The sequence below is a fragment of the Halobacterium rubrum genome, from assembly GCF_021729015.1.
Taxonomy (GTDB): domain Archaea; phylum Halobacteriota; class Halobacteria; order Halobacteriales; family Halobacteriaceae; genus Halobacterium; species Halobacterium rubrum.
In genome coordinates this window covers 591,458-615,301 of sequence record NZ_JAJQQZ010000002.1, presented here as the reverse complement: position 1 = coordinate 615,301, position 23,844 = coordinate 591,458, and the positions used below count along the sequence as shown (strand labels likewise).

Below are 23,844 nucleotides of genomic sequence, written 5' to 3'. Positions count from 1 at the left end.
GCCACTCCGAGCATGGAACCGGTGTGGGACGACGACGGCATCTCGGCTGCGTTCGCGTCCGCGTTCGAGGACTGGGCCACCGGGGCGGGCGGCGAGGTCGTCGAGGACAGCGACGGCCGCCTCCGGGCGGAGTTCGGCGCGAGAGACGAACAGATGATGACCGGCGTCGGCGTCTACGAGGCCAACGGCCGCCACATGCTGCGCTTCGAGACCGTCCGCGAGGAGCTCGAGCTGAAGATGCTCACGCGCTTCGAGGTCGCGGACGACCAGCTCATCGTGCAGTCGGACAAGGGCTCGCGGACGTTCAGCTTCGACGTCGGTGACGGCGAGTGGCGCGTCGAAAAGTACCCGCCCTAGACGCCCCAGAAGACGGCGATGCCGCCGACCGTCACCACCGACAGCAGTAACTGCAGCGGCAGCCCGACGCGGAAGAAGTCCCCGAACGTGTAGCCGCCCGGCCCGTACACGAAGAGGTTCGTCTGGTAGCCGACCGGCGTCATGAACGCCGTCGACGCCGCGAACGTCACCGCGAGCACGAACGCGAACGGGTTCGCGCCGACCTCGACGGCGGCCTCGACGGCGACCGGAATCAGCAACACGACGCTTGCGTTGTTCGAGATGACGCTCGTGATGACGCCCGTGAACAGGTAGAACACCCACAGCACGCCCAGCGCCGGGAGCACCGTCGCCGTGGCGGCCATCGCCTCGCCCAGCAGCTGGGCGGCCCCGGTCTGTTCGAGCGCGATGCCCAGCGGGATGACGCCCGCCAGCAGGAAGATGACGTCCCAGTCGACGGACTCGTACACCTCCGAGGGGTGGAGGACGCCCGTACCCACCATCGCCACGACGCCGCCGAGCGCGGTCGTGACGATGTGCAGCGGCGTCACCGTCGCCGCCAGCACGACCCCGAGCACGATGCCGACCGCGTGGGGAATCTTCTCCGTTCGGTAGTCGGGCTCGTCGGGCTCGTGGGCGACGATGAAATCCGAGTTCGCCGACAGTCGGTCGATGCCCGCCCGCGGCGCCTGCACCAGCAGCGTGTCGCCGACGCGGAGCCGCCGGTGGTCCATGCGCTCCTGGACCGTCTCCCCCCGGGACCGGAACGCCAGCACGCTCGCGTCGTAGCGGTCCCGGAACGACGACGACGCCAGCGTCTGGCCGGCGAGCGACGACCCCGAGTGGATGACGACCTCCACGAGCGCCTGCTCGTCCTGGGTCGTCGGCTCGAGCTCCTGGTCGTCGTCGGGCGCCCCCGACAGCGAGAGGTCGTCGACGGTCGCGATATCGGCCAGCGTCCCCCGGTCGGTGCGGATAGTGAGCGTGTCACCTGCCTGCACGACTTTCTGGTCGAGCGACGCGATGAACCGCTCGCCGTCCCGGACGAGCCCCACCACGTCCGCGTCGAACCGGTCGAAGTCGATGGCCTCCTGGACGGTCTTCCCGACGATGGGCGAGGACTCGCGGACGACGACCTCCGAGAGGTAGTCGCCGAGGTCGTACTCCGTGAGGTAGCCGTCATCGACGGGCACGCGGTCGGAGAGCAGCCGGGGCGCCACGACGAACAGGTACAGCGACCCGACGGCGAGCACGACGACGCCGAGGTGCGTGAACTCGAACATCGAGAACGCGTGCAGGCTCTCGACGCCCTGCTCGTCGCCGAGCCGGGCGGCAGTCTCGCTCGCCAGGAGGTTCGTCGACGTCCCGATGAGGGTCAGCATGCCGCCGAGCATCGACGCGAACGACAGCGGCATCAGCAGCTTCGACGGACTGGTCTTGCCCTTGTGCGCGAGATCCGAGATGACCGGGACGAGAATCGCGACCACGGGCGTGTTGTTCACGAACCCCGAGACCGGGCCGCCTGCGGCGATTGTGGCCCCGAGCTGCCGGGACTGGCTCTCCCCCGCGAACGCCGACAGCTTCCGACCGACAATCTGGACGAGGCCGGTCTGGCTGACGCCCGTCGACAGAATGAGCATCGCGAGCACGGCGATGGTCGCCTTGTTCGAGAACCCCGAGAGGCTCTCGGCCGTCGACACCTGCGTCCACGGCTCCAGCACCACCAGCACCACCATGATGAGGATGGCGGTGACGTCGATGGGCAGCCACTCCGTCACGAACAACACGAGCGCGCCCAGCACCACCCCGAAGACGACGAGGACGTCCGTGGAGACGCCTGCGGCGAGCGCTGCGGGCGCGAATCCGGCAGCCGACGACACCGCTGACATGGCTCGACGGACAGACGGGACCAACGAAAACCTGCCGGAAGGGACGCAGGCCGCTCACTACCGAACGCGCCACCGAACGGAGCAGCCGCTACCCGAACAGAGCCTGCGGAAGAACGACGCTCCCTCGCAGCCGTCGTCGCTAGGCGCCCGCGGACTCGAGGGCGTCCTCGAGCTGTTCTCGCTGCGTCACGCCGACGAATCGCTCGACGACGCCGTCGTCGTTCTCCACGACGATGGTCGGAATCGAACGTACCTGGTACTCGTTGGCGACGTCCTCGGCCTCGTCGACATCGATCTTCTCGAACGTGACGGCGTCCCCGTAGTCCTCCTCGAGCTCCTCGAGAATCGGGTCCTGCGTCTTGCACGGGCCACACCAGTCCGCGTAGAAGTCTTTGAGGGTGACAGTCATCTGTATACTCGGCGTTGACGACCGCACTGGTTAAGAGTTTCTCACGGCACGGCGATTGCCGGAGTCACGGCGACTCGAAAGGTTTAGGCGGCCGCGTGGACAGTACTCGGGTATGAGCAGTGGTCAGAACTCCGGCGGACTGATGTCCAGCGCGGGCCTCGTCCGCTACTTCGACTCCGAGGACTCCAACGCGCTCCAGATCGACCCGCGGTCCGTCGTCGCCATCGGCGCGTTCTTCGGTCTCGTCGTCCTGCTGGCGCAGTTCTTCGCGTAGCGAGAGGCTTTTTCCCGGCAGTCGCCTACCGAGGGGTATGACAGTGACAGCCGGCGTCGTCGCCGTCCAGGGCGACGTCTCCGAGCACGCCGACGCCGTCCGCCGGGCGGCCGAGGCCCACGGCGAGACCGCCGACGTGCGAGAGATCCGGACGTCGGGCGTCGTCCCCGACTGCGACGTCCTCCTGTTGCCGGGCGGCGAGTCGACGGCCATCTCGCGGCTGCTGGCCCGCGAGGGCATCGACGACGAGATCCGCAGCCACGTCGCCGACGGGGAGCCGCTTCTGGCGACGTGTGCGGGCCTCATCGTGTCGTCGACGGACGCCAACGACGAGCGCGTCGACACGCTGGACGTGCTGGACGTGACTGTCGACCGGAACGCGTTCGGCCGGCAGGTCGACTCCTTCGAGGCGCCGCTGGACGTCGGCGGGTTCGACGAGCCGTTCCCGGCGGTGTTCATCCGGGCGCCAGTCATCGACGAGGTGGGCGACGACGTCGACGTGCTCGCGTCGTGGGACGGCCGGCCCGTTGCGGTCCGGGACGGCCCGGTGGTCGGCACGTCGTTCCACCCCGAGCTCACCGACGACTTCCGCGTCCACGACCTGGCGTTCTTCGACGCGCCGGAGGCGCTGCGGTGACGACAGCGACCGGAGACGGAGGCAGTCTTTTGTCCGCGCAGCCGGAGGTAGTGGTATGAAGGCGCACATCGACGCCGTCCGGGTGGCCGACACGCCCGACGGCACGGTCGCGGTGGTCGTCCTCGGCGCCGACGACCGCGAGAACGTCCTCCCCATCTTCGTCGGGTTCGAGGAGGCCGCGAGCATCGCGCGCGGTCTGGACGCGACGGACATCGGCCGGCCGCTCACCCACGACCTCACGCTGGACGTGATGGAGGAGCTGGGCGGTCGCGTCGACCGCGTCGTCGTCTCGGACGTCGAGGAGGGCACGTACATCGCGGACCTCCACGTCGAGACGCCGCGCGGGAGCACCGTCCTCGACGCCCGGCCGAGCGACTCGCTGGCGCTCGCGGCGCGCACGAACGCCCCCGTGGAAGTCGACGAGGACGTCTTCGAGGAGGGCGCTCGTGCCCCGAGCGGGTTCGACGACCTCCGGGACGTCCGCGAGGTGATGGGCGTATGAACGATGGCAGCGACGCCGTCCTCCGGGAGCTGTTCGACGTCATCGAGGACCGCAAGGAACGGATGCCCGAGGACTCGTACACGGCGCAGCTGCTGGTCGAGGACGACGAGAAGGGGGAGAACGAAGCGCTCGAGAAGCTCGGCGAGGAGGCCACGGAGTTCCTGCTCGCCGCGAAGGACGGCGACACCGACGAGCTCGCACACGAGGGCGCGGACATCGTCTACCACATGCTCGTCGTGCTCGCCCAGCACGACATGGACGTCGACGACCTGCTGGACGAACTCGACGCCCGGCGGTAGGCGTCGGGTCAGTCCGCGAGCAGGCCGCCGACGGCGCCGGCGACGGCGCTGTCGACGGCGAGCGCGAAGAACACGACCAGCGAGAGCGCCGCGACGCCGAACCCGAGCGCGCCGGCCGGCGCGAACGCGAGCCCCGCCACGAGGCTCGCCAGCACGAGCACCGATACAACGACGACGCCGCCGAGCGCGCCCGCGAGCAGGCCGTGGACGGCGCCGCTCCAGACGCCCTCGGCGGCCATCCAGCCGGCGACGAACCCGCCGACGAGCCCCGCCGCCGCGTGCCCGATGCCGGGGAGCGCGAACGCGAACAGTCCCAGTACCAGTTCCACGCCGAACCCGACGAGGACCGCACGCCAGTTGACCATACGTCCCTCAGGTCGCGGCGGCTGAAAAGCCTCGCGCGGGGATACGTGGCCTTTTACGTCTCGGTCGCGAATCCTGTGCTATGATTTTCGAGAGCCTGCCGACGACGCCCACGTCGGAGGAACTCCTCGACAAGGCGTTCTCGCGGGCGGCCCGGGCCGGGCGCGCGAAGCAGGGCGTGGAAGCACAGCAGTCGATGCTCCAGACGGCGTCGAACATCCTCGGCGACAACCTCCACAACGTCGTCACGGAGTGGCCGGACTTCGACCACGTGGACCCGTTCTACGGCGAGCTCGCGGACGCCATCCTCCGCGAGGAGTTCGCCAGCGAGGACGGCGTCGACGAGCTCCGCCAGCACCTCTCGGAGCTGTCGTGGGCGTCCTCGAAGACCCACGACCTCGGCCGCGAGTACATCGGCCGGCTCCCGAACGACGCCGAGGAAGCCCGCAAGCTCCGCAAGCAGGGGTTCGCGCGCATGGGGTCGGTGATGAACCAGGTCGAAGACGACCTCGCGGCCGTCGGCGCGGCCCGTGACGCCCTCAAGACCATCCCGGACATCCGGCCGGACGTGCCGACCGTCGTGGTCGCGGGCTACCCGAACGTCGGGAAGTCGTCGTTCGTGAACGCCGTGACGAACGCGAACATCGAGACCGCCGAGTACCCGTTCACGACGAAGTCCGTCGACATCGGGCACTTCGAGCACGAGCGCGTCACCTGGCAGCTCGTCGACACGCCGGGGCTGCTCGACCGGCCCGCGGACGAACGCAACGAGATCGAGGACCAGGCGGTGTCGGCGCTCTCCCACGTCGGAGACGTCATCCTGTTCTTCGTCGACGCCAGCGCCACCTGCGGCTACCCCCTCGACGACCAGCGCGCGCTCCGCGCGGAGGTCGCCGACCGGTTCGACGACGCGCCGCTGGTCACGGTCTGCAGCAAGTCCGACCTCTCGACGGACGTGGAGGCGGACTGTTACATGAGCGTCGAGGACGACGAGGGCGTCGAGGAGACGCTCGCGGCCGCCGTCGAGGCTGCCGGCCACGAGCCGGAACTGCCGTTCGAGGAGTAGCGAGGTTCGGAACGACCGCAGGGAGTGAGAACCTCGAAACGCGAGCGCGGAGCGTAGCGATGCGCGAGCAGTAGTAGCGTGGGTCGGAGGGAGTGCGCGGTTCGGAACGACCGCAGGGAGTGCGCGGTTCGGAACGACCGCAGGGAGTGCGCGGTTCGGAACGACCGCAGGGAGTGCGCGGTTCGGAACGACCGCAGGGAGTGCGCGGTTCGGAACGACCGCAGGGAGTGCGCGGTTCGGAACGACCGCAGGGAGTGCGCGGTTCGGAACGACCGCAGGGAGTGCGCGGTTCGGAACGACCGCAGGGAGTGAGAACCGCAGTGTGTGAACGGCGAGCGCGCTAGAACGGTGCTTTGGGGCCGGTTTCGTCCGTGCTATGGTCCGTGGACCCACAGCCACAGCCCGATTCGGTCGTGATGCCGGTGACGACGTCGAGTTCCGTGACGAGCGTGTTCTCGATTGCGCGCTCGGTGTCCGCCGAGACGCCGTCCGAGCACCCGCAGCTGAACGACAACGTGACGACGCCGGTGTCCGCGTTCACGCGTCGAACCACTCGCTTCCCGCCGCCGAGGTCGGGGAACTCGCTGTCGAGTGTGGCCGCGACTCGGCTCCGGAGCGCCGCGGCCGTCGGTTCCCGAGAGTCGCTGGCGTCCGTGCTCATGGGTCGCGGTACTCGTTCTCGCCACTTACCCGTTGGGACGGGACGCCGCCAAGTCGGAGGTGTCGGAGAACGCCGCCACTGGACCGTCTGAGAGGGGAATTCGCAGCGGGTGGCGTCGTGCCGGATTGCGCGAGCGTCGACGTCACCGAGTCCGAACTGGGTCGTTTCGACGAGCGGCGGGCGGAGACGGCGCTGCGGCGCTGCCGTCCGGTGTGGCTACGCGGCTCGTTCGACCTGCACGTACCGGACTTCGACGGTGAGGTCCTGACCGGTGCGGACTTCGATTCGGGTGGCGAGTTTCCCGGCGAGGTCGGGGTACTCGTCGCCGGGTGGGACGCCGAGCGTGACGACGACGGACTGTGGCTGGCGGGAGACGAGGCCGCGCTCGTACTGGAACTGGACGTCGATGAGCGAGACTCTGGCGTACTCGGCTTGCGCGGTCACGTCGTCGATGGCGCGGTCGACGGCCTGTTCGGTTTCGGCGGCCTCGAAGGAGGCGAAGGTGACGCCGCCGAGGAACGCCGAGAGGACGGCGATGGCGACGGCGAGCGTGGCGACGCGCTTGACGAGCGCGGCGCGGGCCTCGCCGACGTCGAAGAACTTCTGCGGGCGGTAGCCGGAGTACCAGAGCACGACGAGTGCGGCGAGGTTGATGGAGAGGACGTTCACGGCGACGAGAATCCCGGACCCGACCGCGAGCGTCGGCACGCCCCACGCGAGTCCGATGCCGACGGTGGCGGCCGGCGGGATGAGCGCCACGGCGATGGCGACGCCGACGAGCGCCGACGAGACGCCGGTCATCAGGCTGTAGACGCCGGCGACGCCCGCACCGAGCGCGACGACCAGCGAGAGGAAGTCCGGACGGAGGCGCTCGCGGACTTCCGACAGCGACAGCACGTCGAGGCCGGGCGGGACGACGTGTGTGTACTTGACGAGGAACGCGAACGCGGCGGCGCCGACGACGGCGAGGGCGATGCCGACGAACTGGAGCTGGACACCGCGCAGAAATAGGTCGTCGTCGTCGACGACGGTGCCGACGCTCGCCGACATCGCCGGCCCCAGCAGGGGCGCGATGACCATCGACCCGACGACGGTCGCCGGCGAGTCCAGCAGGAGGCCGGCGGTCGCGATGACCGTGCTGACGACCGTCAGGACGGCGTACGTCCCGCGGCTCGGCGCGAGGTCTTCGGCGCGCGCCACCAGCTCCTCGCGGGCGATGCGGTCGCCGTCGGAGTCCTCGTCGCGTGCGTACCGCTCTTCGAGTTCGTCGAACTGCCGGGAGACGACCGTTTCGGCGTTCAGGACGACCGTGTAGGCGTCCTCTGAGAGGCCGACCGACCGCAGGGAGTCGAGGACGTCACCGACCGCCTCCGTCGGCAGCGGGAAGTGCACGACGGCGGTGTACTCGCGGCTGCCGGTCTCGTCGGTCACGACGTAGTCGATGCCCTCGTCCTCGAGCGCGGCGAGCACCGCGTCGCGTTTTCCGGCGGGGACGGTCACCTGGACGAGTCGCACGACTCCCGCTTGCAGAGGGGCGAAGAAAAGCGTTCGGCGGTGGGAGGACGAGGTCGCGGCGGCCGCAGGCGTGACCCGATTACGCCGAGGTGGCGTTGTAGGTGACGCGTACGTCGGCCGTGACCGTCACGGGCCCAGACTGGACGGCGGTACCGCCGGCGGCGTCACCGGCAGCGGAGACGTAGGCTGTCTCCATGCGGTACGGCCGGTAGCCGGTGTCGGCAGAGTGGATGGAGTGGACTCCGGTCACCGCGAGGTCCCCCGAGGACGCGAGCGTGTCGGCGCGCGTCTCGGCGTTGCCCATTGCGGCCTCGAGCGCATCGTTGTGGAGCTGTTCGCGCTTCTCCTCGGAGAGCGTGAACGACACGCCGTCGATCTGGTCGGCGCCGTTGTCGACCGCGAGGTCGATCAGTTCGCCGGCCGCTTCGGTGTCGTCGGTGGTGATTTCGAGCGCGTGGACGCCGCGGTAGTCGCCGTACTCGGTGCCGCTGCGGGTGCGTTCGCGCTCCTGGCGGATGTCGAAGTACGCGGTGCGAATCCCGTCGCTGGGGACGCCGTACTCCTCGAGAGCGTCACGGACCGACTGGACGTCCGTGGCGAGCTCCTCGCGGACCGTGGTGGAGTCGTTGCCCGTCGCCGTCACGGCCACGCGGACGACCGCCTGGTCGGGCGTGGCCTCGACGTCGCCGGACGCGGAGACGGTGATGGACTTCGACGAGTCGGCTGGCTGGTTCGCGGAGGCCGGCCCCGCGCCGAGCGTCACCGCGCCGGCGACGCCGGCAGCGACGAGCAGCCCGGCCACGAGGACCGCACTCAGGGCAGTCTTGGATTCCATTGCGTGCTGGTCTACGACACGATGGGGCTTGAAGCTCCCTCGGGCTCAAACGGCGGTTTGACCGTCGTCCCGGGACGCACGACTTAACCGGGTTCGCGGGCTACCGTGGGTATGTTCGAGAATCGGCCCGACCGGACCGACGAGGTGGTGCTCGTCGGCCGGTCGAACGTCGGGAAGTCGACGCTGATGCGGGAGCTCACCGGCCACCAGGTGCCGACCGGCCAGAAGCCCGGCGTCACCCGGCAGCCGAACCACTTCGACTGGGCGAGCGAGGACTTCATGCTCACCGACCTGCCCGGGTTCGGGTACATGCAGGGCGTCGAGGACGGCCACGAGGAGGCGATCAAGACGGAGGTCGTCCAGTACGTCGAAGAGTACGCCGACAACGTCATGGTCGGCATCCTCGTCCTCGACGGGAAGGCCGCCGTCGACATCATCGACCGCCACAGTGGCGAGGACGAGATTCCGCACGTCGTGGAGCTGTACTACCTCCTCGAGGACCTCGGCATCCAGCCGGTGGTCGCCGTCAACAAGATGGACAAGGTCGACGACCGCGACGAGCGCCTGAACGACATCGCGGACCGCCTGGGCCTGTACCCGCCGTGGGAGCAGTGGCAGGACGTCATCGCGCCCATCACGGCCAAGAAGGGGAAGATCACCGCGCTGGAGGACGCGGTCAACAGCCACTTCGAGACCGCGAAGCGCGACGACCTCAAGCAGTTCTTCAGCTAGCCGGCGTTCCCGCCGTCCACACGACACGACGGTTCAAGTACGAGAGCGGGACCAGCCCGTGGCGTGCACTGAGTCCCGCGGCGGGGTGCCTGGGCGGGAGCGCGGCGACCACTCCGTCGACGACGAAGCCGAGCCGCCTGTTCGCTACGGTCGACGGCGGGGCCTCACGCACGGCCACAGCTCCGGCTCGCCGCAGCCGCCGCTCGCGAGTTCCGAGAGCGGGCGACTCGGGAGAGAGGCCTCGTCACAAGGGGCTCGGAGGGGGTAACTCCTCGTCACCGTCGCCCACGGCCACCTTCGGCAGCCCCGGACAAGACCCTTTCACTCCCAGTCGGCCCACGTCCGTCGCTCGTCGGCAGCCGTCGCCACGTCGTCCCCAGAAAGCGGGCCGTCCTCGGTGACGACGGCATCGAGGAGGCGGCCGGGCACGGCCTCGAAAATCGGGTTCTCGACTGCGAGGTCGGCGTCACCGTCGTAGAGTGCCAGCGGGTCGCCGTCCGCCTCGACCGCCCGTTCCTCGGACGCGATCTTGTCGGCGGCACACGCCACAAACACCGGAACGCCGGCGTCTCGCCCGGCCAGCGCCGCTGCCCGCGTCCCGACCTTGTTGACGACGGTGCCGTCCGGGAGCACCGCGTCAGCACCGACGAGGACGGCGTCGCAGTCGGCGACGACGGCCGGGACGTTCGCGTCGCTCGTCAGCGTCACGTCGATGCCGGTCGTCGCGAACGACTCGGCGACGGCGACACCCTCGCCGCCGGGGCGTGACGCCGCGACGACCACCCGGTCCGGGTCAACCGTGCGCAGCGCTGCGTCGACGGTCCCCGACCGGGAGAGCGTGAACACCGCCGACGCGCCGGCCAGCTCGTCGGCGGCTCGTTCCGCAGCGTGCTCGTCGGCGTCGACCGCATCCCGGGCGACGGCGTGAGCGCTGGCTTCGACGGCGGCCGGCGTCCGGTCGGCTTCGTGCATCGCCCGGTTCACGCGGTTCCGGACCACCGCCATCCCCGGCTTCGCGTCGCACAGCTCGCGGGCGACTGCTGCGACGGCCGTATACTCGTCCGCCAGCGCGGCCTCGTCGCGGAGCACGTCGAGTGCGCGCAGCGAGACGTACGCCGACCCGTGCTCGTCGTCGGCAGCGACCGTTTCGACCGTCGGCCGGACGGCGTCGTAGGACTGCCAGAGCTCGGGGACGGTGTCGCGGCGCCGGATCTCGGTCGGTACCACCCACTCGTGGCTGGCGGTCTCCCAGTTCGTCGCGACGTCGCGGTCGGCGGCGTCGAAGAGGAACGGGTGGACGCGCCACGTGTCGTGTTCGGGGTCGTCGACCTCGAAGGGGTCGCCGCGGCGGACGAGCGCAGCGTCGTCGACGCCGGCTTCCTCGCAGAGTTCGCGGCGTGCCGCAGCCGCCGGGTCGCCTTCGGCGTGGCCGGCGACGGCGCCCCACTGGCCGGGGTAGGAGCCGACATCGGCGCTGCGTTCCAGCAGCAGGACATCCGGGCCGTGTCGGAGGAACACGGTCACGACGTTCGTTGCCATGGTGGAACCGTCGGCGCGCGGTTGCTTGAACGGTTCCCCGGCGGGAGCGACCGGGGTGGCTGGCGTCGCCGGTACCGCCGGGGCTTTTGTCCGGCGACCCCGAACGAGTGGTATGCACGCGTTCGCGGTCGGTGGGCTGCCGGAGGTCGAGCCCGGCGCCGACCTCGCCGCCCTCGTCTCGGAGCGCGCGGACCTCGTCGACGGCGACGTGGTCTGCGTGGCGAGCACAGTCGTCTCGAAGGCCGAGGGTCGAACGGCGTCCCTCGAGGACTTCCCCGCTGGTCCTCGCGCGCGAGAGATCGCCAGTCGGCTCGAGGACGCGACCGGCGACGAGAAGGACCCCCGGTTCGCGCAGGCGGTCCTCGAGGAGTCCACCGAGGTCGTGATGGAGGCGCCGTTCCTGTTGACGGAGGCGACCTGTGGGCACGTCGGCGTCAACGCCGGCATCGACCGGTCGAACACGGGCGGCGCGGACCTCCTGTTGCTGCCGGAGCACCCCAGCGAGAGTGCCGAGCGAATCCGGTCACGGCTGGACGCCGACGTCGGGGTCGTGGTGACGGACACGTCCGGGCGGCCGTTCCGGCACGGGCAGCGCGGCGTGGCGCTGGGCTGGGCGGGGCTGCCGGCGTCCCGTGACTGGCGGGGGGAGACCGACCGCGACGGCCACGAGCTCGAGGTGACCGTGGAGGCCGTCGTGGACGAGCTGGCGGCGGCGGCGAACCTCGTCTCCGGGGAGGGCGACGGCGGGACCCCGGTGGTGGTCGTCCGGGAGTTCGAGTTCGGTGACCACGACGGCAGCGAGGCCCTCTTCCGGGACGTCTCGGGGGACTTCGTGCGGCAGTCGCTACGGGGGTGGGAGTTCGATGCGGGGCGTTGAGCTGACGCCGGAGCTCCCCGTCCGCGAGGTCGCGGCGCTCGGCGAGCGGGCGGAGGCGGCGGGCTTCGACGCGGTGTTCGCGTCGTGTCACTACAACAACCGCGACCCGTTCCAGGCGCTGGACCGCATCGCGGCGGCGACCGAGGACGTGCTCGTCGGGCCGGGCGTCGCGAACCCCTACGACACGCATCCGGTGAAGCTGGCGTCGCAGGTTGCGACGCTGGACGAGGTCAGCGACGGCCGGGCGGTGTTCGGCGTCGGGCCGGGGGACGCGTCGACGGTCGCGAACCTCGGTGCGGACCGCGACCGGCCGCTGCGCCGGGTGCTGGAGACGTTCAAGGTCGCCCAGGACCTCTGGGGCGGCGAGCGCGTCGACCACGACGGGACGTTCGTCGCGCAGGACGCCGGCCTGAACTACGAGCCGCCGTCGGGGGCGGATGTTCCCGTCTACGTCGGCGCGCAGGGCCCACACATGCTGCGGATGGCGGGGAAGCACGCCGACGGCGTGCTGGTGAACGCGAGCCACCCCCGGGACCTGTCGTGGTCGGCGGACCGAATCGCGGAGGGCGCGGAGGACCGAGTCGTGGACGGTGACGTCGACGTGGGGGCGTACGCGTCAGTGTCTGTGGCCGAGGACGAAGCAGCGGCGCTCTCGGCGGCGCGGCCGCCGGTTGCGTTCATCGCTGCGGGGGCGGCGCCGCCGGTGCTGGAGCGGCACGGACTCGACGAGGAACGAGCGAGCGACATCGGGGAGGCCATCGAGGCCGGCGACTTCGAGGCGGCGTTCGGACTGGTGAGCGACGCGATGCTGGAGGCGTTCTGTCTGGCGGGCACGCCCGGGCAGGTCGCCGACCAGCTGTCGGCGGTCGGCGGGCACGTCGACAGCGTGGTCGCGGGGTCGCCGCTGGGTCCCGACCGGGCGGCGGCCGTCGACCTGCTCGCCGACGCGTTCGCGGACGCCGACGTCTAGGGGCGCTGGCGGCGTTCTCGGGTGACGGCGCTGTCGGGGAGCAGCGGCTTGACGAGGCCGCCGACAGCCATGCCGCCGAACGCGGCCGACGCCGCGCCGACGAACAGCGCGCCGAAGAGCACGCCGAGCGCCGACAGCGGGTCGGTTGTGGCGGCCGTCGTGAAGTGTTCGACCATCGTGACGACGTCGTCGATGACCCAGACCATACCCGAGCGTGGGTGGGCCGGCGTCTTGAGTGCTCCGGGAGCGTTATGCCGGGGGCGGCCCAACCACGGGGTGTGTCAGACGAACCCACGCTCGAGGCGTTCGCGGGCGACGGCGACGACGAGAAGAGCGGGGAGGGTGCGAGCGACGACAGCGGCACGGGCGGCGACCGTGCAGACGTCGCGGAGGCAGCGGAGACCGGTGCGAGAAGCGCGCTTGCGGTGACGAGCGCGTATCAGCCCGACGGCGAGTGTGCGTCCTGTGGCGCGTCGTCGACCCGGCTGTGGGCCGACGGCGACGGCGGGCGCGTGTGTTCGAACTGTACCGTCTGGACGACTACCGGCGGGCGTGCAGCGGACCAGTAGACATACAAGCGTCTCAAACCCTACAGGACCGTATCCACCCGCCCCGCTACCACTACCCATGACAGACGCACCCGATACACACGCCGTGGCGGACCCACGAACCCACACCGACGCGCCGGCGCCGATGCCCGTCTCGGAGGCCAGCGAGCTGGCTGCCGACGTCGTCGAGAACATCGAGACCGTCATCGTGGACAAACACGACGCCATCGAGCACGTCCTGACGGCCGTGCTCGGCGGCGGCCACGTCCTGCTGGAGGACGTGCCGGGCGTCGGGAAGACGATGCTCGCGCGGTCGGTCGCGCGGTCGTTCGACGGCGACTTCCGCCGCGTCCAGTTCACGCCCGACCTGCTGCCGACCGACGTGACGGGCGTGAACGTCTTCAACGAGAAGGCCCGCGAGTTCGAGTTCCAGGCGGGGCCGGTGTTCGCGAACGTCCTGCTCGCCGACGAGATCAACCGCGCGCCGCCGAAGACCCAGTCCGCGCTGCTGGAGGCGATGGAGGAAGACCAGGTGACGGCGGACGGCGAGACCCGCCAGCTCCCGGACCCCTTCCTCGTCATCGCGACCCAGAACTCCGTGGAGCGCGACCGGACCTACGAGCTGCCGGTCGCGGAGCTCGACCGCTTCATGAAGAAGCTCCAGCTGGGGTATCCGGGCCGCGAGGAGGAGGTCGACGTGCTGGACCGCGTCGTCGGCGGCCACCCCATCGACGACATCGCCGCGGTGGCGAGCGTCGAGGACCTGCGGCGGGCGCGCTCAGCGACCGCGGCCGTCGAGGTCGCCCGCCCCGTGAAGGCGTACGTCACCGAGCTCGCGCGGTACACCCGGGACCACGCCGCGCTCGGCGTCAGCCCGCGTGGCTCCATCTCCCTGCTGCAGGCCGCGCAGGGCCGCGCGGTCCTCGACGGCCGCGACTACGTCGTGCCGGACGACGTGCAGGTGGAGGCGCCGGCCGTGCTCGCCCACCGCATCCGGCCGGATGCGGGCGGGACACTCGGCGGCGAGGCCGCTCGCACGCTCGTCGGGCGCGCGCTGAACACCGTGAACCCGGAGTGAGTCGATGCCGGCCAGCCTCACCCGCCGCGGGCGCGTGGTCGCGGGCGTCGCCGTCCTCGGCGTGCTGCTCGGGTACGGGTTCGGCGGCCGCAGCCTGAACGCCGTCGTGGTGCCGGCGGCGGTGCTGTTCGCGGCGACCCGGCTGTACGTCGCGTACGCCCCGGAGCCGTACGTCGAACGCATCACGCCCCGGGAGGGCCACCAGGGCGAACATCGCACCGTCGAACTGGTGGTGGACGCCGACCGGTCGTACCCGGTGACGCTGCGCGAGCAGCTCGGCGACGGGCTGCGCGGCGACACCGTCCACCACGTCGAGACGGACGGCCGCACGGTGTCCTACGACGTCGAACTGGCACACCGTGGCGTGCACGCCATCGGGCCGTGTCGCGCCACGGCGACCGACCCGTTCGGGCTGTGGACGGCGTCGTTCCTCGTCGCGGACCCGAAGTCGGTCCGGGTGTTCCCGCGCGTGCACTCGCTGGGTGACACTGCGGCGCTCCTCCGGGGGTACGTCGGCATCACCGACGAGCGCGAGCAGTTCGCGGGCGTCCGCGAGTACGAGCGCGGCGATCCGGTCCGGGACGTCAACTGGAAGGCGTCCGCGAAGCGGCCGAGCGGCGACCTCGCCGTCACCGAGTTCGTCGGCGAGGGCGCCTCCAACCGCGTCACCATCGCCGCCGAGGCCCGCGGCCCGCGCGCCGACTCCGTCGCCGAGGCGGCCGCGAGCGTCGCCACACACCTCCTCGACGCCGGCATCGCCGTCGGGATGGCGACAGCGGACGGCCGCCTCGACCCGGCGCACGGCGACCCCCACCGCCGGCGCATCCTCGGGCTGCTGGCCGGCTTCGAGCAGGGCCACCTCCGGCGGCGCTACCGCGACGAGGCCGACATCTACGTGCACGCTCCCGAGAGCGGCGAGCACGTCTCGGTGACCGTCGACGGCGAGGACCACCGCTACGAGGAGTTCGTCGGCGGCAGGACCGGTGCCGGAGGCCGCACGGAGGAGGTGGCGGCGTGAGCGCTGCGACCCTGAGAGCGCGACTCGCTGGCGCGTGGACGGACTCTCCGCGGGACGCCGTCGCCACGGCGTGCGTCGCCGTGGTGGTCGCGGCGTACCTCTCCGTGCTGTACGACGTGACGAGCGTCGTCGGGGAGAGCGCGACGCTCGTCGGCGTGGTCACGGGAGCGCTCGCGCTCGCTGCCGTGCTGCGCGCGCTCCCGTCGAAGTACGCCTTCGGGCTCGCCGTCGCGCTGCTGGCCGGCGGGCTGGTGGCGTACCTGCTGTCGGTGCCCCGGGCGTACTACGCCGCGCTGTCGCCGGGGCGCGTCCTCAAAGACACCGTGGCGCTGCTCACGGGCTACTCGGTGCTGCGGATGCCGGCGGCCGGCACGTGGGCGGTGGCGGTCGCGCCGGCGCCGACGTTCCTCGCGGCGTACTTCACCGCCCGGCGTGAGTACGCGCGGGCCGCCGGGCTGGCGGGCGCGACGCTGGCGTTCTTCGTGCTCACCGGCGACGCGTCGACGACGGTGACGCTGGTCGGCGTGCTCGCGGCCGCCGGTGCCGTGGCGTTCGGGACGCTGGCCGTCCACGACGCCGGCAGCCGGCAGGTACAGGTGGTCGCCGCCGTGCTCGCGGTGATGGTGGTGGCGTCGGCGACGGTCACTGCGGTGCCGGGCGGCCGGTCGCCGCTCGTCCCGGCCGAGGCGACGACGACTGCCAGCAGCCTCGTGAACGCCGACAGCTACGTCGGCGTCGGCGGCGAACTCCGGCTGGACCCCCAGGTGCACTTCGTCGCGGAGTCCGAGCAGCCGACGTACTACCGGGGCGCGGTCTACGACCGGTTCACGGGCAACGGCTGGACGCAGACCGCCGACGTCGGCACCGAGCAGGGGACGCCACCCCCGACGGGCGACCGCATCCGGCAGACCATCACCGTCGAGCGCCGCCTCGGCCTCGCGCCCGCAGCGCCCGTCCCGCAGACCATCAGCGGGCTCGACGCCGAACTCACCGAGGGCGGGCTGCTCCGGCAGACGCCGACGCTGTACCCCGGCGACAGCTACGAGGTCGTCAGCCGCGCGCCGCCCGACGACCCCGAGACCCTCGCGGGCGAGACCGGCGACGTCCCCGCAGAGATCCGCGACCGGTACCTCCAGACGCCCGAGAGCACCAGCGAGGACGTCGTCGCGCTGGCCGACGAGATCACGCGGGACGCCGACTCGCCGTACCGGCAGGCCGAAGCCATCGAGACGTGGCTGGAGGCGAACAAGGAGTACTCGCTGAACGCGCCGAACACCGACGGCGACCTCGTCAACGAGTTCGTGCTGCGCGGACAGGTCGGCTACTGCACGTACTACGCGTCGGCGATGGCCGTGATGCTGCGCTCGCAGGGCGTGCCCGCGCGGTTCGTCGTCGGCTTCACCGAAGGGCAGCGCGTCAGCGAGGACGAGTACGTCGTCCGCGGCGTCGACTCCCACGCGTGGGTGGAAGTGTACATCCCGGACCGCGGCTGGGTGACGTTCGACCCGACGCCCAGCGGCGAGCGCACGAGCGCCGAGCAGAGCCGCGTCGAGGAAGCCCGCAGCGAGGGCGTCGACGGCGTCGACGCGGCCGGCAGCGAGGACGGCACGTGGACGCCGCCGACGAACACCACGTCGACCAGCGACGGCGGCGACGAGGACGGCGTGAACGGCACCGTGAACCCGAACCGGACGGCGCCACAGGACCGCGAGGACTACCTCGGGACGCCACAGGGAGGCGACTCACCGGCGAACGTCACCGTCCCGTCGAACCTCGAGGGCGCCGGCGGCGACGCCGGCGCGGCCGGCGGCGACGGGCCCGACCTGCCGCCGCTGTCGACGCTCGCCGTCTGGGGCGTGCTCGTCGCCGGCGCGGCCGCCGCGCTCCGGTACACCGGCATCGCGGACCGCGCGTACCGCGCGCTCTGGCTGCGGTGGCTGCCGGACGCAGACGACCCCCGGGAGGAGGTCGAGGCGGCCTACGAGCGCGTCGAGTACGTGCTCGGGCAGCGCTACCGCAGCCGGCACAGCGGCGAGACCGTCCGGGAGTACGTCGCGGACGTCAGCCCGGGCGACGCCGCCGAACGCGTCGCCAGCCTCAGAGAGCGCGCGAGGTACGCAGGCACGGCCTCCGAGGCGGAAGCCAGCGAAGCCAAACGCCTCGCGCGGTCGCTGGCAGGCGAATACAGCCGCCTGCCGTCGCTTCGGCGATAGTGTTTAATACGCGGATTTCGTACGCATTCGTGTAATGTCGGAAGTCTGCTCGACGTGCGGGTTGCCCGAGGAACTCTGCGTCTGCGAGGACGTCGCCAAAGAGTCCCAGCAAATCGAAATCCGCATCGACGAGCGCCGCTACGGGAAAGAGGTTACCGTCATCGAAGGATTCGATCCGAAGGACGTCGACCTCGACAGCCTCTCCTCGGACCTCAAATCGAAGTTCGCGTGTGGAGGCACCGTCGAGGACGGCGAGATCGAACTCCAGGGCAACCACTCTGGCCGCGTGGAGGAGTTCCTCCGCGACAAGGGCTTCAACGTCGCCTGAGACCCCACGTCGAGGACCAACACCCTGTTTCTCCCGTCGCTGTGAACACCACGACAGCGACCGGGCCGTCCGGCCGTCGGCAGTCGTTTCCTCAGAAGGGCGCGTCCGTCTCGGGACCTTCGTCGCGGCCGTCGTCGTCGTCGGGTGACTGTTCGAGGTCGCCCGGCCACCCCTCGATGCCGCAGGCGAGGCTCTCGACGCGCGCGTCCTCGTCGATGCCCTCGTAGGACTGCACGAGCCGGGCGGCCTGCTGGCTGGCCTGACCGTGCGGGCAGACGGTGACGACGCGGTCGGCGCCGTCGAGGACCTCGACCTTCTGGGGGAGCTGCTGGAAGGGGATGTTCTCGCTGCCCGGGATGTGCCCGCGGTCGAACGCCGACGGGTTCCGGATGTCGACGATTCGGAGGCCGTCGTCGCCGAGGAGTGCTTCGAGTTCGTCCGCGGAGAGCTCGCCGTCCATGCCCGCAGGGTGGTCGCTGCGCGGAGGTATGGCTTCCGGTCGCTGCAGGGAGGGCTCCCATTTCCCGGCGGTGAGTCGGCGGCCGCGTGGCTGCGGGAGGGACGGCTCGCAGGAAAGAACTGGTGGCTCGGGAGCGCTCAGACCTGGGGCGTGTAGCCCGCGTCCTCGACGGCCGCCGCGACGGCGTCGCGGTCGGCGTCGCCCTCGTAGCTGACCTCGCCGGACTCGTTGTCGGCGGTCGCACTGGTCACGCCGTCCACGTCGGCCAGCGCGTCCTCGACGGTCTCCTCGCAGTGCCCGCAGGACATCCCCTCGACGTCGATCGATGGCATATCTCTGTCTACGGCCCCCTCACTTTTCGTGGTTTCCCCTCGCGTTCCCGGGCCGACAGCGCCCGTCGAGTTCGGAATCCGAAGTCGACTCGGCAGTTCGTCGAACGACGTTCAGAGGAAGCCGTCGGTCTCTGCGAGCAGCAGGCCCTCGATGGTGGCGTCGTTGGCGGGCGGCGCCCGGGCCACGCCCAGCGCGTCCTCGACGGGCACGCGCTCGACGGAGAGGAACTCGTTGTCGTCCAGCTCCCGGTCGGTCGCCGTGAGGTCCTCGGCGAACACGATGCCGCGCTTGTGCCGGAGGACCCCCGTCGCCGTCCAGAACTCCTCGAGGAAGTGCACCGAGCCGGCCTCGAAGCCCGTCTCCTCGCGGAGCTCGCGGCGGCCCGCGGCGACGTACGACTCGCGGTCCGGGTGGGGTCGCACGGCATCGCCGCGGCTCACGGCTCCGCCGACTTCTCGCGGGCTTCGCCCGCTCGAATGGCCCGAGGGACTCCGTCCCTCGCTACTCGCTCCGTCCGAGGACGCCCGCTGGTCGTCCTCGCGCTCTTCGACGATGCCCGCCACGAGCTCCATGCACTGCTCGCGGATGGTCGGCCGGTACTGGTCGACGAACACGACGTCGCCGTCGTCGACCGCGACGACGACCACGGCCGGCGGCAGGTCCGCCCAGTAGTAGTCCTTCTCGCTGCCGTCCGGCTGCTCGACGCGGTCGTAGCCGCCGTCGTACCACGTCGTCTCGTACTCGGTGCGGGACTCGACGACCCGCCAGTCGTGGCTCATACGTGGGGGTTCGACGCCACCCACTAAGCACCACCCGAAGCTCACCGGGGTCACGCTTTTCACGCTCAACGGAGGACACCTAGGTATGGCGACAGAGGTCTCCCCCGCCGACGGCCGCTACCTCGTGGCGGTGTTCGCCGTCGGTGCAGTCGACGACCGCCCCGCGGAGACCGGCGAGCTCGCGACCGAGCTCGACGTCAGCCCCGGAACCGTCACCGAGCGCCTCCGCGACCTCGCCGCCCGGGAGCTGATCGACTACGAGCGCTACCACGGCGCCGAACTCACCGAGGACGGCGAACGCGTGGCGCGCCAGCTTGCGTGGCGGCGGTGTCTCGCCGAGAACTTCACCGCCGGCGAACTCGAACTCGCCGAAGCCGACGTGGACGGCATCGGCCGTGTGCTCTCCGAGGACGCCGCCGCGGCGCTCCGCGAGCACGTCGACCACCCGTGTTCGGGGGAGTGCCGGGCGCCCGACGTCCGATTCCCCGAGTGTACGGTCTACTCCTCGAACGCCTCCCGGTAGTACTCGCCGAACGCGATGCGACGCAGCGTCGCGACGGCGGCCTCGGGCTCGTCCTGGAACGTCGCCGCGACCAGCGCGTCCGCGAACGGCACGTAGTGCCAGACGGCGCCGTCGACGTCCTGGCTGCCGTGCTGGACGACCTCGGCGTCGGGGTGGTCGGTGCGGGCGGCCGCGAACTCCGTGTAGTCGCCGACCTCGACCGCCAGCAGCGACGCGAACAGGGCGTCCCGCGCGGTCTCGACCACGTCGCTGGTGACGCGCTCGTCGTACTCCTCCTTCGAGAACGCCATCTCGCGGGCCAGCTCCTTCGTGACAGTCTGGGCGGCCGGCCCCACCGACTCGAAGCACTCGCGGGCCTCCGCGGTCGTCTCGGGCGCGAACACGCCACGCGTCTCGCTCATACCCACCACCCCGGCGGCCACCCCCTACTCGTTTTCGGAGTCGGCGCCAGACGCCCCGTCACTATCATCGCCGTCGTCGCGCTGGGCGTCGTCGTACATCGCCTCGGTGAGCTCGCGGGCCTCTTCGAGGACGTCGCCGGCCGCCCCGGAGAGGTCGGCGCCGCCGGCACTCCCGCCCGCGCGCTCGAACGACGGCACGTCGTGGTCGTGTGGCTCGGTCGCCGGCTCGCTGTCCGTCTCCGTCGCGTGCTCGGTGACCTCGGGCGCCAGCGAGTCCGGGTCGCGCTCGGCCCAGTCCGGCACGTGCTCGTCGAGCCACGCCTCGTGGTCGCCGCCCCGCACCAGCGCCGTGAACGCCACGTGGTTCGCGAGGTGCTCGCCGTCGGCCTCCTCGACGCCACAGACCGGACACTCGTAGCCCATACGTCCCCCCTGGGGCTACCCGCTAAAACCCGTCACGGTCCTCGAGGCTCGCAACCAGCACGTAGGCGTCCTCGCCGTCCGCGTAGTACTGCGGCAGCGTCTGCAAGTACTCGAAGCCGAAGGCGTCGTAGAGCCCGCGAGCCGCCTCGTTGCCCTCCCTGACCTCGAGTTTGACGCTTCGCGCGCCCTGGCCCGCCAGCGTCGCCAGCCCCCGGGACAGCAGCGCCTTCGCGACGCCCTCGCCGCGGCGCTCGGGCCGCACGGCGAGGTTCTTCACGTGCCCGAGCGGCCGGCCGTGCCCGGGGATCTCGTCAGCGACCACGTACCCCGCGATGCCGCCGGGGCCGTCGCCCTCGGCCGCCACCAGGAACCCCGGCGTGCCGAGCTGGCGTTCGAACGCCGAGTACGGCCACGGCTGCGGGAACACCGACTCCTCGATGCGGAACACGTCTAAGAGGTCCGCCCGGGTCGCCTGCCGCACCCGGACGTCCTCGGCGTCGACGGGCTGAACGGCCGTCACACTGCCCGCTTGGGGTGACGCCGATTTAGTCGCTACGGCCGTCGAACCCGAACCGGCCCGAGGCGCTCACTCCACACAGCGACCCGGGACCGCTGCCGTCCGGTGGTGGCGCGGTGGCTGTCGCTGTCTGCCGCTGCGTCGAAAGAAAGAACGGAGAATCCAGCTAGTCGTCGGCGGGCGTGGCGCCCGAGTCGGAGTCCTCCTCGCTGTGGCGCTGCTTCGTCAGCGACAGCTTGCCACCGGCGGCGAGCGTGCGGCGCTCGCGCTCCGAGGCGTCGAGGGTGGCGGTCGCCTCCCAGTCGTCGTTCACCCGGATGGTGAACTCCTCCTGGCCGGACGCGACGGCGTCCGCGACCTCGTCGACGACCTCCACGTCGTCGCCCTGCTCGATGCGGGCGTACGTGTCGTCGTCGATGTTCAGCGGCAGGATGCCGAAGTTGAAGAGGTTCGCCTTGTGGATGCGGGCGAAGCTCTGTGCGAGGACGGCCTCCACGCCGAGGAACATCGGGCACATCGCCGCGTGCTCGCGGGAGGAACCCTGACCGTAGTTCTCGCCCGCGACGAGCACGCCGCTGTCGGCGGCCTTCGCGCGCTCGGCGAACGTGTCGTCGATGCGCGAGAGCGTGAACTCGGAGAGCCGCTCGATGTTCGAGCGGAACTTCAGGATGTCCGAGGTCGCCGGGATGATGTGGTCGGTCGTGATGTTGTCCTCCATCTTCAGGAGGGTCTCACCGCTCACGTCCGCGTCCAGCGGGTCCTTGACGGGCACGCTGGAGATGTTCGGACCCTTGATGAGGTCGTCGTCGATGGACTCCTCGGGCGTGATGATGTCGGCGTCGCCCTCACCGTAGCCGCTGGTGTACGTCTCGCCCATCTGGAAGCCGGGGTCCTCGAGGTCGCCGAGCTCGTCGGCGAGGTCTCGGGGGTCGACGATTTCGCCCTTGATGGCGGAGGCGGCCGCGACCTCCGGCGAGCAGAGGAACACGGAGTCGTCCTCGATGCCGGAGCGGCCCTCGAAGTTCCGGTTGAACGTCCGCAGGGAGACGGAGTCGGAGGCGGGCACGTGGCCGATGCCGATGCAGGCACCACACGTCGCCTCACTGAAGTTCACGCCGGCGGCCATCATCTCGGCCGTCCAGCCCTCGCGGGCGAGCATCTCGGAGGCCTGCTTGGAGCCGGGCGCGACGATCATCTCGGTGTGCTTGGCTATCTCGCGGTCCTCCAGCATCTTCGCTGCCGGGAGGATGTCCTCGTAGGCGCCGTTCGTACAGGAGCCGACGATGACCTGCTCGACGTCCTGGCCCGCGACCTCGCGGACCGGGACGACGTTGTCCGGCATCGACGGTTCGGCGATGAGCGGCTCGAGGTCGGAGAGGTCGACGACGATCTCGTCGGCGTACTCGGCGTCCTCGTCGGGACTGAGGTCGACGAACTCGTCCTCGCGGTCGAACCGGGCCATCCAGTCTTTCGTGCGCTCGTCGGTCGGGAAGATAGAAGACGTCGCACCGAGCTCGGTGCCCATGTTCGTGATGGTCGTCCGCTCGGGGACGGAGAGCGACTCCACGCCGGGGCCCGTGTACTCCAGCACCTTGCCGACGCCGCCTTTCACGGAGAGGCGTCGCAGGAGCTCGAGGATGACGTCTTTCGCGGTGGCCCACTCGGGGAGCTCGCCCTCGAGTCGGACGTTGACGACCTCGGGCATCTCGACGTAGTAGGCGCCACCGCCCATCGCGACGGCGATGTCGATGCCGCCCGCGCCGATGGCGAGCTGGCCGAGACCGCCGGGGGTCGGCGTGTGGCTGTCGGACCCGAGGAGGGTCTTGCCGGGCGCGGCGAAGTTCTCCTTGTGGACGTTGTGGCAGATGCCGTTGCCCGGGCGGGAGAAGTACGCGCCGTAGGTGCCGGCGGCCGACCGCAGGAAGCGGTGGTCGTCGGTGTTCTTGAAGTCGAACTGGTAGGTCTGGTGGTCGCAGTACTGCGCGGCGAGCTCGGTCTGGACTTCGTCCATCTCGAGTGCCTCGAACTGCAGCCAGACCATGGTCCCAGTGGTGTCCTGAGAGAGTGTCTGGTCGATCTCGATGCCGATCTCTTCGCCGGGCGTCAGGTCGCCCTCGACGAGGTGGTCATCGAGAATTTTTTCCGTGAGCGTCTGTCCCATAGCGTCCCGAGATGGAGCTTCTACAATTATAAATCCCGCGTGTTTCAGGAGCCCCGGCTGTCCCTTATACAGCCCGTATTCCCTTATTTGACGCGTGTGGACGAACCGCAAGAAGTGGCGGCAGAACGGGGCCGCCGCCGGCCCCGTCAACTGCTGTT

31 protein-coding genes are annotated in these 23,844 nt (G+C 70.7%); 16 read left to right on the top strand and 15 right to left on the bottom strand.

Features of this window, described 5'->3' with window-relative positions; all coding sequences use genetic code 11:
- Nucleotides 1-12: 12 nt before the first annotated feature.
- Entirely contained in the window at nt 13-357 is a 345-nt protein-coding gene (locus tag LT971_RS10665; protein ID WP_237006907.1) for a hypothetical protein, read from the top strand.
- Here LT971_RS10665 and LT971_RS10660 read toward each other — a convergent pair.
- Nucleotides 354-2,225, bottom strand: coding sequence for an SLC13 family permease (locus tag LT971_RS10660; protein WP_237006906.1), 1,872 nt, complete (start codon nt 2,223-2,225; stop codon nt 354-356). The genes LT971_RS10665 and LT971_RS10660 overlap by 4 nt on opposite strands.
- Before the next feature lie 139 nt (nt 2,226-2,364).
- Nucleotides 2,365-2,634, bottom strand: coding sequence for a thioredoxin (gene trxA, locus LT971_RS10655; protein ID WP_237006905.1), 270 nt, complete (start codon nt 2,632-2,634; stop codon nt 2,365-2,367).
- 112 nt (nt 2,635-2,746) lie between these two features.
- On the opposite strand from trxA, the gene LT971_RS10650 reads away from it, so the two are divergent.
- Genes LT971_RS10650 through hisE form a run of 4 tightly spaced genes read left to right on the top strand, consistent with a single transcriptional unit; the run spans nt 2,747 to nt 4,346 of the window.
- On the top strand, nt 2,747-2,908 hold the full coding sequence (locus LT971_RS10650) for a preprotein translocase subunit Sec61beta (RefSeq protein ID WP_237006904.1): 162 nt from the start codon (nt 2,747-2,749) through the stop codon (nt 2,906-2,908).
- A 37-nt stretch (nt 2,909-2,945) separates the two neighbouring features.
- The gene (pdxT, locus tag LT971_RS10645) at nt 2,946-3,545 is read left to right on the top strand and encodes a pyridoxal 5'-phosphate synthase glutaminase subunit PdxT (protein WP_237006903.1); all 600 of its coding nucleotides are present in this window, start codon (nt 2,946-2,948) and stop codon (nt 3,543-3,545) included.
- A gap of 55 nt (nt 3,546-3,600) precedes the next feature.
- A complete protein-coding gene (locus tag LT971_RS10640; RefSeq protein ID WP_237006902.1) occupies nt 3,601-4,047 on the top strand; it encodes a bifunctional nuclease family protein in 447 nt (148 codons plus the stop codon).
- On the top strand, nt 4,044-4,346 hold the full coding sequence (gene hisE, locus LT971_RS10635; protein ID WP_237006901.1) for a phosphoribosyl-ATP diphosphatase: 303 nt from the start codon (nt 4,044-4,046) through the stop codon (nt 4,344-4,346). The genes LT971_RS10640 and hisE overlap by 4 nt, the downstream gene beginning before the upstream one ends.
- A gap of 8 nt (nt 4,347-4,354) precedes the next feature.
- Here the strand turns inward: hisE and LT971_RS10630 are convergent, their stop codons facing one another.
- Nucleotides 4,355-4,711, bottom strand: coding sequence for a DUF5518 domain-containing protein (locus LT971_RS10630; RefSeq protein ID WP_237006900.1), 357 nt, complete (start codon nt 4,709-4,711; stop codon nt 4,355-4,357).
- Between the two features lie 80 nt (nt 4,712-4,791).
- On the opposite strand from LT971_RS10630, the gene LT971_RS10625 reads away from it, so the two are divergent.
- The gene (locus tag LT971_RS10625) at nt 4,792-5,775 is read left to right on the top strand and encodes an NOG1 family protein (RefSeq protein WP_237006899.1); all 984 of its coding nucleotides are present in this window, start codon (nt 4,792-4,794) and stop codon (nt 5,773-5,775) included.
- A gap of 92 nt (nt 5,776-5,867) precedes the next feature.
- On the top strand, nt 5,868-6,119 hold the full coding sequence (locus tag LT971_RS16595) for a hypothetical protein (RefSeq protein ID WP_503488458.1): 252 nt from the start codon (nt 5,868-5,870) through the stop codon (nt 6,117-6,119).
- Here LT971_RS16595 and LT971_RS10620 read toward each other — a convergent pair.
- The 3 genes from LT971_RS10620 to LT971_RS10610 all read right to left on the bottom strand — a co-directional run bounded on the left by LT971_RS10620 (nt 6,116) and on the right by LT971_RS10610 (nt 8,786).
- A complete protein-coding gene (locus tag LT971_RS10620; RefSeq protein WP_237006898.1) occupies nt 6,116-6,436 on the bottom strand; it encodes a hypothetical protein in 321 nt (106 codons plus the stop codon). The two genes, LT971_RS16595 and LT971_RS10620, sit on opposite strands and share 4 nt — an antisense overlap.
- 216 nt (nt 6,437-6,652) lie before the next feature.
- Complete coding sequence (locus tag LT971_RS10615) at nt 6,653-7,951, bottom strand: TIGR00341 family protein (protein ID WP_237006897.1); 1,299 nt, start codon at nt 7,949-7,951, stop codon at nt 6,653-6,655.
- Between the two features lie 79 nt (nt 7,952-8,030).
- Entirely contained in the window at nt 8,031-8,786 is a 756-nt protein-coding gene (locus LT971_RS10610) for an SIMPL domain-containing protein (protein WP_237006896.1), read from the bottom strand.
- Between the two features lie 111 nt (nt 8,787-8,897).
- Between LT971_RS10610 and engB the strand changes: the two genes are divergently transcribed.
- Nucleotides 8,898-9,518, top strand: a complete 621-nt coding sequence (engB, locus tag LT971_RS10605; protein ID WP_237006895.1) for a GTP-binding protein EngB — start codon at nt 8,898-8,900, stop codon at nt 9,516-9,518.
- A gap of 321 nt (nt 9,519-9,839) precedes the next feature.
- On the opposite strand, the gene LT971_RS10600 is transcribed toward engB, so the two are convergent.
- A complete protein-coding gene (locus tag LT971_RS10600; protein ID WP_237006894.1) occupies nt 9,840-11,057 on the bottom strand; it encodes an eIF2B alpha/beta/delta subunit family protein in 1,218 nt (405 codons plus the stop codon).
- Nucleotides 11,058-11,169: 112 nt separating this feature from the next.
- On the opposite strand from LT971_RS10600, the gene LT971_RS10595 reads away from it, so the two are divergent.
- The gene (locus LT971_RS10595; RefSeq protein WP_237006893.1) at nt 11,170-11,934 is read left to right on the top strand and encodes a coenzyme F420-0:L-glutamate ligase; all 765 of its coding nucleotides are present in this window, start codon (nt 11,170-11,172) and stop codon (nt 11,932-11,934) included.
- Entirely contained in the window at nt 11,921-12,904 is a 984-nt protein-coding gene (locus tag LT971_RS10590) for a 5,10-methylenetetrahydromethanopterin reductase (RefSeq protein ID WP_237006892.1), read from the top strand. The genes LT971_RS10595 and LT971_RS10590 overlap by 14 nt, the downstream gene beginning before the upstream one ends.
- Here the strand turns inward: LT971_RS10590 and LT971_RS10585 are convergent.
- Nucleotides 12,901-13,110, bottom strand: a complete 210-nt coding sequence (locus LT971_RS10585) for a DUF8024 family protein (RefSeq protein WP_237006891.1) — start codon at nt 13,108-13,110, stop codon at nt 12,901-12,903. The genes LT971_RS10590 and LT971_RS10585 overlap by 4 nt on opposite strands.
- A gap of 72 nt (nt 13,111-13,182) precedes the next feature.
- Between LT971_RS10585 and LT971_RS10580 the strand changes: the two genes are divergently transcribed.
- Genes LT971_RS10580 through yciH form a run of 5 tightly spaced genes read left to right on the top strand, consistent with a single transcriptional unit; the run spans nt 13,183 to nt 18,089 of the window.
- Nucleotides 13,183-13,473 carry a DUF7573 domain-containing protein gene (locus LT971_RS10580; protein WP_237006890.1) on the top strand — a complete coding sequence of 97 codons (291 nt, stop codon included), beginning with the start codon at nt 13,183-13,185 and terminating at the stop codon, nt 13,471-13,473.
- A gap of 58 nt (nt 13,474-13,531) precedes the next feature.
- A complete protein-coding gene (locus tag LT971_RS10575; protein WP_425293274.1) occupies nt 13,532-14,530 on the top strand; it encodes an AAA family ATPase in 999 nt (332 codons plus the stop codon).
- A 4-nt stretch (nt 14,531-14,534) separates the two neighbouring features.
- Nucleotides 14,535-15,548 carry a DUF58 domain-containing protein gene (locus LT971_RS10570; RefSeq protein WP_237006889.1) on the top strand — a complete coding sequence of 338 codons (1,014 nt, stop codon included), beginning with the start codon at nt 14,535-14,537 and terminating at the stop codon, nt 15,546-15,548.
- On the top strand, nt 15,545-17,761 hold the full coding sequence (locus tag LT971_RS10565; RefSeq protein ID WP_237006888.1) for a transglutaminase TgpA family protein: 2,217 nt from the start codon (nt 15,545-15,547) through the stop codon (nt 17,759-17,761). The genes LT971_RS10570 and LT971_RS10565 overlap by 4 nt, the downstream gene beginning before the upstream one ends.
- Nucleotides 17,762-17,795: 34 nt before the next feature.
- Nucleotides 17,796-18,089, top strand: coding sequence for a stress response translation initiation inhibitor YciH (gene yciH, locus LT971_RS10560; RefSeq protein ID WP_237006887.1), 294 nt, complete (start codon nt 17,796-17,798; stop codon nt 18,087-18,089).
- 91 nt (nt 18,090-18,180) lie between these two features.
- Here yciH and LT971_RS10555 read toward each other — a convergent pair whose 3' ends face one another.
- From LT971_RS10555 to LT971_RS10545, 3 genes are all read right to left on the bottom strand, one after another.
- The gene (locus LT971_RS10555; protein WP_237006886.1) at nt 18,181-18,549 is read right to left on the bottom strand and encodes a rhodanese-like domain-containing protein; all 369 of its coding nucleotides are present in this window, start codon (nt 18,547-18,549) and stop codon (nt 18,181-18,183) included.
- A 137-nt stretch (nt 18,550-18,686) separates the two neighbouring features.
- Nucleotides 18,687-18,881, bottom strand: a complete 195-nt coding sequence (locus LT971_RS10550; protein WP_237006885.1) for a heavy-metal-associated domain-containing protein — start codon at nt 18,879-18,881, stop codon at nt 18,687-18,689.
- Between the two features lie 111 nt (nt 18,882-18,992).
- On the bottom strand, nt 18,993-19,661 hold the full coding sequence (locus tag LT971_RS10545; protein ID WP_237006884.1) for an NUDIX hydrolase: 669 nt from the start codon (nt 19,659-19,661) through the stop codon (nt 18,993-18,995).
- An 85-nt stretch (nt 19,662-19,746) separates the two neighbouring features.
- Between LT971_RS10545 and LT971_RS10540 the strand changes: the two genes are divergently transcribed.
- Nucleotides 19,747-20,184 (top strand): metal-dependent transcriptional regulator, encoded by a 438-nt coding sequence (locus LT971_RS10540; protein ID WP_237006883.1) that lies wholly within the window; start codon nt 19,747-19,749, stop codon nt 20,182-20,184.
- On the opposite strand, the gene LT971_RS10535 is transcribed toward LT971_RS10540, so the two are convergent.
- The 4 genes from LT971_RS10535 to LT971_RS10520 form a co-directional block, all read right to left on the bottom strand.
- Nucleotides 20,160-20,585, bottom strand: coding sequence for a DUF5809 family protein (locus tag LT971_RS10535; RefSeq protein WP_237006882.1), 426 nt, complete (start codon nt 20,583-20,585; stop codon nt 20,160-20,162). The genes LT971_RS10540 and LT971_RS10535 overlap by 25 nt on opposite strands.
- Nucleotides 20,586-20,609: 24 nt before the next feature.
- Nucleotides 20,610-21,008, bottom strand: coding sequence for a DUF5810 domain-containing protein (locus tag LT971_RS10530; protein WP_237006881.1), 399 nt, complete (start codon nt 21,006-21,008; stop codon nt 20,610-20,612).
- 22 nt (nt 21,009-21,030) lie between these two features.
- Nucleotides 21,031-21,528 carry a GNAT family N-acetyltransferase gene (locus LT971_RS10525; RefSeq protein WP_237006880.1) on the bottom strand — a complete coding sequence of 166 codons (498 nt, stop codon included), beginning with the start codon at nt 21,526-21,528 and terminating at the stop codon, nt 21,031-21,033.
- A 163-nt stretch (nt 21,529-21,691) separates the two neighbouring features.
- Nucleotides 21,692-23,686: an aconitate hydratase gene (locus tag LT971_RS10520; protein WP_237006879.1), complete on the bottom strand. Its 1,995-nt coding sequence runs from the start codon at nt 23,684-23,686 to the stop codon at nt 21,692-21,694.
- Nucleotides 23,687-23,844: the final 158 nt, after the last annotated feature.

What these genes read in the sequence shown, in the direction of transcription:
- LT971_RS10540 (WP_237006883.1), top strand. Translation starts at nt 19,747, where the DNA reads ATGGCGACAGAGGTCTCCCCCGCCGACGGCCGCTACCTCGTGGCGGTG.
- LT971_RS10650 (WP_237006904.1), top strand. Translation starts at nt 2,747, where the DNA reads ATGAGCAGTGGTCAGAACTCCGGCGGACTGATGTCCAGCGCGGGCCTC.
- LT971_RS10665 (WP_237006907.1), top strand. Translation starts at nt 13, where the DNA reads ATGGAACCGGTGTGGGACGACGACGGCATCTCGGCTGCGTTCGCGTCC.
- LT971_RS10640 (WP_237006902.1), top strand. Translation starts at nt 3,601, where the DNA reads ATGAAGGCGCACATCGACGCCGTCCGGGTGGCCGACACGCCCGACGGC.
- LT971_RS10545 (WP_237006884.1), bottom strand. Translation starts at nt 19,661, where the DNA reads ATGAGCCACGACTGGCGGGTCGTCGAGTCCCGCACCGAGTACGAGACG.
- hisE (WP_237006901.1), top strand. Translation starts at nt 4,044, where the DNA reads ATGAACGATGGCAGCGACGCCGTCCTCCGGGAGCTGTTCGACGTCATC.
- LT971_RS10660 (WP_237006906.1), bottom strand. Translation starts at nt 2,225, where the DNA reads ATGTCAGCGGTGTCGTCGGCTGCCGGATTCGCGCCCGCAGCGCTCGCC.
- LT971_RS10590 (WP_237006892.1), top strand. Translation starts at nt 11,921, where the DNA reads ATGCGGGGCGTTGAGCTGACGCCGGAGCTCCCCGTCCGCGAGGTCGCG.
- LT971_RS10625 (WP_237006899.1), top strand. Translation starts at nt 4,792, where the DNA reads ATGATTTTCGAGAGCCTGCCGACGACGCCCACGTCGGAGGAACTCCTC.
- yciH (WP_237006887.1), top strand. Translation starts at nt 17,796, where the DNA reads ATGTCGGAAGTCTGCTCGACGTGCGGGTTGCCCGAGGAACTCTGCGTC.
- pdxT (WP_237006903.1), top strand. Translation starts at nt 2,946, where the DNA reads ATGACAGTGACAGCCGGCGTCGTCGCCGTCCAGGGCGACGTCTCCGAG.
- LT971_RS10595 (WP_237006893.1), top strand. Translation starts at nt 11,170, where the DNA reads ATGCACGCGTTCGCGGTCGGTGGGCTGCCGGAGGTCGAGCCCGGCGCC.
- LT971_RS10600 (WP_237006894.1), bottom strand. Translation starts at nt 11,057, where the DNA reads ATGGCAACGAACGTCGTGACCGTGTTCCTCCGACACGGCCCGGATGTC.
- LT971_RS10555 (WP_237006886.1), bottom strand. Translation starts at nt 18,549, where the DNA reads ATGGACGGCGAGCTCTCCGCGGACGAACTCGAAGCACTCCTCGGCGAC.
- LT971_RS10570 (WP_237006889.1), top strand. Translation starts at nt 14,535, where the DNA reads ATGCCGGCCAGCCTCACCCGCCGCGGGCGCGTGGTCGCGGGCGTCGCC.
- engB (WP_237006895.1), top strand. Translation starts at nt 8,898, where the DNA reads ATGTTCGAGAATCGGCCCGACCGGACCGACGAGGTGGTGCTCGTCGGC.
- LT971_RS10610 (WP_237006896.1), bottom strand. Translation starts at nt 8,786, where the DNA reads ATGGAATCCAAGACTGCCCTGAGTGCGGTCCTCGTGGCCGGGCTGCTC.
- LT971_RS10535 (WP_237006882.1), bottom strand. Translation starts at nt 20,585, where the DNA reads ATGAGCGAGACGCGTGGCGTGTTCGCGCCCGAGACGACCGCGGAGGCC.
- LT971_RS10530 (WP_237006881.1), bottom strand. Translation starts at nt 21,008, where the DNA reads ATGGGCTACGAGTGTCCGGTCTGTGGCGTCGAGGAGGCCGACGGCGAG.
- LT971_RS10630 (WP_237006900.1), bottom strand. Translation starts at nt 4,711, where the DNA reads ATGGTCAACTGGCGTGCGGTCCTCGTCGGGTTCGGCGTGGAACTGGTA.
- LT971_RS10550 (WP_237006885.1), bottom strand. Translation starts at nt 18,881, where the DNA reads ATGCCATCGATCGACGTCGAGGGGATGTCCTGCGGGCACTGCGAGGAG.
- LT971_RS10520 (WP_237006879.1), bottom strand. Translation starts at nt 23,686, where the DNA reads ATGGGACAGACGCTCACGGAAAAAATTCTCGATGACCACCTCGTCGAG.
- LT971_RS10585 (WP_237006891.1), bottom strand. Translation starts at nt 13,110, where the DNA reads ATGGTCTGGGTCATCGACGACGTCGTCACGATGGTCGAACACTTCACG.
- LT971_RS10620 (WP_237006898.1), bottom strand. Translation starts at nt 6,436, where the DNA reads ATGAGCACGGACGCCAGCGACTCTCGGGAACCGACGGCCGCGGCGCTC.
- trxA (WP_237006905.1), bottom strand. Translation starts at nt 2,634, where the DNA reads ATGACTGTCACCCTCAAAGACTTCTACGCGGACTGGTGTGGCCCGTGC.
- LT971_RS10575 (WP_425293274.1), top strand. Translation starts at nt 13,532, where the DNA reads ATGACAGACGCACCCGATACACACGCCGTGGCGGACCCACGAACCCAC.